Raw genomic sequence first — 4,438 nt, forward strand, 5'->3', positions numbered from 1 at the left:
ATTCCCGATTCCCGATTCCCGATTCCCGATTCCCGAATCCCGATTCCCGAATCCCGATTCCCGATTCCCGAATCCCGAATCCCGAATCCCCGCCTTTCCCCTATCATCGACAGATGCGCCCCGACTACATCCTGACCCTGTCCTGCCCGGACCGCACCGGCATCGTCTACCGCGTCAGCGGCCTGCTGTTCGAGCACGGCTGCAACATCCTCGACGCGCAGCAGTTCGGCGACGAGGAAAGCGGCCGCTTCTTCCTGCGCGTGCACTTCGACGTGCCGGCCGACGGCGTCGTCGCCGCGGTGAAGCTGCAATTGGAGCCGCTGGCCGCCGACTACGCGATGGACTGGCAACTGCACGACGCGCGCCGCCGCGCGCGCCTGCTGGTGCTGGTCAGCAAACAGGGCCACTGCCTCAACGACTTGCTGTTCCGCGCGCACAGTCGGCAGTTGCGGGTGGATATCGCCGCGGTGGCCTCCAACCACCCCGATTTCGCCGCGCTCGCCGGCTCCTACGGCGTGCCGTTCCACCACCTGCCGGTGAGTGCGGCCAACCGCGCCGAACAGGAGGCGCAGCTGCTGGCGCTGGTCGAACGCGAACGCATCGATCTGGTGGTGCTGGCCCGCTACATGCAGATCCTGTCGCCGACGCTGTGCGCGGCGCTGGCCGGACGCGCGATCAACATCCACCACAGCTTCCTGCCCAGCTTCAAGGGCGCGCAGCCGTACCACCAGGCGCACGCGCGCGGGGTCAAGATCATCGGCGCCACCGCGCACTACGTCACCGGCGACCTGGACGAAGGCCCGATCATCGAGCAGGACGTGGCCCGCGTTGACCACGCCATGACCCCGCGCGAACTGGTGCGCCTGGGCAGCGACACCGAGTCGCAGGTACTGGCCCGCGCCGTGCGCCGCCACGTCGAGCATCGCATCCTGCTCAACGGGCATCGCACGGTGGTATTTCGCTGAGGCGGGGAGTGGGGATTCGGGAATCGGGAATGGGGAGCAGCAACAGCAACAGCAACTAAGCACCCGCTTGCCGTAATCCATGGTCGCGGCGCCGACCGTCTGCATCGACGATCATCCCCGCTCTCCAGTCACTGCACGGTGGCATTTCCGATGAAGCAGGGAATGGGGCCGGGAATAGGGAAGGGGACCATCAGCAGCCGCAGCGCGGCGTTTGCTCTGCCGATTCCCCATTCCCGATCCCCCATTCCCAGCCCTCAACGCGCCGCGTTGGCGTTCATCGTCGCGTTGCGGCTGGCGTCCAGGTACTGCGCCGGATCGCGCATGCCGGTGGTGTGGCACTGGCCGGTGGTGTGGCCGCGGTTGACGCCGCCCGGCAGCTGGCCGTTGACCTGCTCCACGGTGCCGTCCTCCGGATCGCTCAGCACCAGGTCCGAGGCCGCATTGCAGTAGTCGTTGGTGTACCAGTTGGTCTTGGCGAAGGAGGTGGTGTAGTAGTTCACCAGCGCCCGCGCCGAGTTGGGGATGCCGGCCAGCCAGGCCTTGGCGCCGTCGTAGGTCAGATCGTTGTTGGTGCCGCAGCCCACACCGAACCACGAGCCCACCGTGGCCAGGATGCCGGCCAGGTTGGTGCCCTGGTAGGGCGTGCCCACCGACTGCATCACCCGCCCGCCGCTGGCGTTGTCCAGGCCGCTCCAGTAGTACACGTACAGGTGCAACGCGGCCATGCCGCCCTGGCTGTGCGCCACCGTGCCGAACGAGTTCCACTGGCTGCCGAACTGCGCCAGGCGCTGCGCGAACTGGTCGTTGCTGCGGTTCTGGTTGACGTCCAGGAACGCGGAGGCATTGGTGAACTGCGCCACCGGCCACACCCCGCCCGAGCAATAGCCGTGCACCAGCACCAGGCGCTTGCCGGTGGCCTGCGCCTGCATGTCGGTGGCGGCGGTGCTCAGCTGCGCCGGGCGCTCGCCCATGCGCATGCTCTCGTCGATCGCGCCGGTGCTGCGCGCCACGCTGCTGCGACGCAGTGCCGGCAGGGTCAGCGGCAGCGTCGCACGCGTGGCCAGCGGCACGAAGTTGTCCGGATCCTCCACGCGCAGGTTGCGCAGGGTGAACGGTGCACGCGCGCCGGCGCGGACGATCCAGCGCTCGTCCACGCTCAGCGGCAGGCGTCCGTCCTGCGGCGCGAGCATGCCGCCGAGCCAGGCCACCGGCACCGCGCTGCCGTCGCGACCGGTGCCCCACAGTTCGCCGAGCACGCGGTAGTGCGCCGGCGCCTGGCCGCCGCCGATGCGCACCGGGATCGGCATGGTCAGGCGGGTGCCGGGCTGTGCGCTGGCGGCGACCGCATCGGCGGTGATGCGCAAGGTGGTGTCCAGCACCGGCAGCACGTGCTCGCTGGTGCGCACGAAGGCCTGGCCGCCGGCGTCGTGGCCGTGCACCACCACCTGCGCGATGTAGGTGCCGGTGGCCGTCGCCGGGAAGTCGCCGGCATACACGCCATCGCCCGCGGCGCCGTCGCCGTGGCGGCCGTCGTCAGCCATCGGCCATTGGCTGACGGAGCCGTCCGGCGCGATCACGCGCAGCTGCGCGGTGTCGATGCGGCCGCTGCCGGCGCTGCGCGCCAGTGACACGCCGCCCTGCGCATCGATGCCGCCGAGCAGGGCGGTCAGGCCGATACGCTGGCCGCGCTGCAGTTGCGCGCGGTCGCTGGGATAGGACGCCAGTTGCGTGCGCGGATCGCCCTCCATCAGCACATAGCCACGCTGTGCCGTGCTGCTGCCGTCGGCCTGCAGGGTCAGGGTCCAGTCGCCGTTGGCGGCGCTGTCCACGCGGTACTCGCGCGCCGGCAGTGCGGCGCCGCCGGCGCCCAGTTGGGTGGCCTTGGCGCTGGGCGCGAGCAGCGGCGTCGTGGCGGCGGTGCCCATGCGTGCGCTGGCCGTGGCCGGTGCGCTCAGCCGCGGCTGCCAATCGTGGTCGCCGGACAGCACCACGAAGCGTAGCTTGCCATTCTCCACCGGCAGGGTGGTCTGCCATTGCGCCGGGCCATTGCTGCGCGCGGCGGAGAATTCCACCGGCAGCAGCGCGCTCTTGGACAGGATCGCCGCTTCCGCCGGGGCGGGTGCGCGCATCTGCGCGAACTCCTCCGGCGGTCCGGCCAGTTGTTTGGGAATCAGTTCGGCCGCGTGCAGCGCGGCGGCGGGGACGACGAGACACAGGACGCAGACGGCGGACAGGTTCGACAGCTTCGGCATGACGTGCTCTCCCTGGCGGTGCTGAGAAGCAGACGCACATGCCGGAGCCGCGGCGCAGATGCGCCGCCGGCAGCACGTCGGCGAGGACGCAGCGCCCCCTCGCCACGCGTTCGCCTGCGGTTATAGCCAGCGCACATTGCCGGACAAAGACGCAATGCAGCAATGCACGCCGAACTGGGATGCCGGACATGCTGCAACCATCGCGATGCCCGGCGCACGTGGCGCCGGGCATCGCCAGGTCACGCCGCCTGCGCGTGCTGGCTGCGCAACTGCTGCGCCGCCGCCACCATCGCCTGCAGCGCGTTGCGGGTTTCCGCCCAGCCTCGGGTCTTCAGCCCGCAATCCGGATTGACCCACAGTTGCTGCGGATCCAGCACCGCACGCGCCTTCTCCAGCAACGCCACCATCTCCTGCGTGCTCGGCACGCGTGGCGAGTGGATGTCGTACACGCCCGGCCCGATCGCGTTCGGGTAGCGGAAGCGCACGAAGGCATCGAGCAGTTCCATGCGCGAGCGCGAGGTCTCGATCGAGATCACGTCCGCGTCCATCGCCGCCACCGCCTCGATGATGTCGTTGAACTCCGAGTAGCACATGTGGGTGTGGATCTGCGTGGCATCGCGCACCCCGGCCGCGGCGATGCGGAAGCACTGTACCGCCCAGTCCAGGTACGCCTGCCAGTCGGCGCGGCGCAGCGGCAGGCCTTCGCGGATCGCCGGCTCGTCGATCTGGATCACGCCGATGCCGGCCGCCTCCAGGTCGCGCACCTCGTCGCGCAGCGCCAGCGCGATCTGCCGGCAGGTCTGCGCACGCTCCTGGTCGTCGCGCACGAACGACCACTGCAGCACCGTCACCGGCCCGGTCAGCATGCCCTTCATCGGCCGCTCGGTCAGCGACTGCGCGTAGGTGGTCCAGCGCAGCGTCATCGGCGCCGGGCGCTGCACGTCGCCGTAGATGATCGGCGGCTTCACGCAGCGCGAGCCGTAGCTCTGCACCCAGCCATGACGGGTGAAGGCGAAGCCGTCCAGCTGCTCGCCGAAGTATTCGACCATGTCGTTGCGCTCGAACTCGCCGTGCACCAGCACATCCAGGCCCAGTTGCTCCTGCGCACGCACGCAGCGTTCGGTCTCGGCGGCCAGGAACGCGTCGTACGCGGCATCGTCGAGCTTGCCGGCCTTGTGCTGCGCACGCGCCTGCCGCACCTGCTCGGTCTGCGGGAACGAG

General features: G+C 69.8%; 3 protein-coding genes. 1 reads left to right on the forward strand and 2 read right to left on the reverse strand.

Annotated elements, in window-relative coordinates:
* Positions 1–113 precede the first annotated feature (113 nt).
* Positions 114–965, forward strand: coding sequence for a formyltetrahydrofolate deformylase (purU, locus tag D183_RS0105715; protein WP_017908158.1), 852 nt, complete (start codon positions 114–116; stop codon positions 963–965).
* A 254-nt stretch (positions 966–1,219) separates the two neighbouring features.
* Here purU and D183_RS0105720 read toward each other — a convergent pair whose 3' ends face one another.
* Together D183_RS0105720 and metE are read right to left on the reverse strand one after the other, a co-directional pair.
* On the reverse strand, positions 1,220–3,217 hold the full coding sequence (locus D183_RS0105720; protein WP_017908159.1) for a choice-of-anchor X domain-containing protein: 1,998 nt from the start codon (positions 3,215–3,217) through the stop codon (positions 1,220–1,222).
* A gap of 239 nt (positions 3,218–3,456) precedes the next feature.
* Positions 3,457–4,438 (reverse strand): 5-methyltetrahydropteroyltriglutamate--homocysteine S-methyltransferase (gene metE, locus D183_RS0105725; protein WP_017908160.1); only part of this gene is annotated, 982 nt, incomplete at its 5' end.

It is taken from the genome of Xanthomonas sp. SHU 199 (assembly GCF_000364665.1).
GTDB lineage: Bacteria > Pseudomonadota > Gammaproteobacteria > Xanthomonadales > Xanthomonadaceae > Xanthomonas_A > Xanthomonas_A sontii.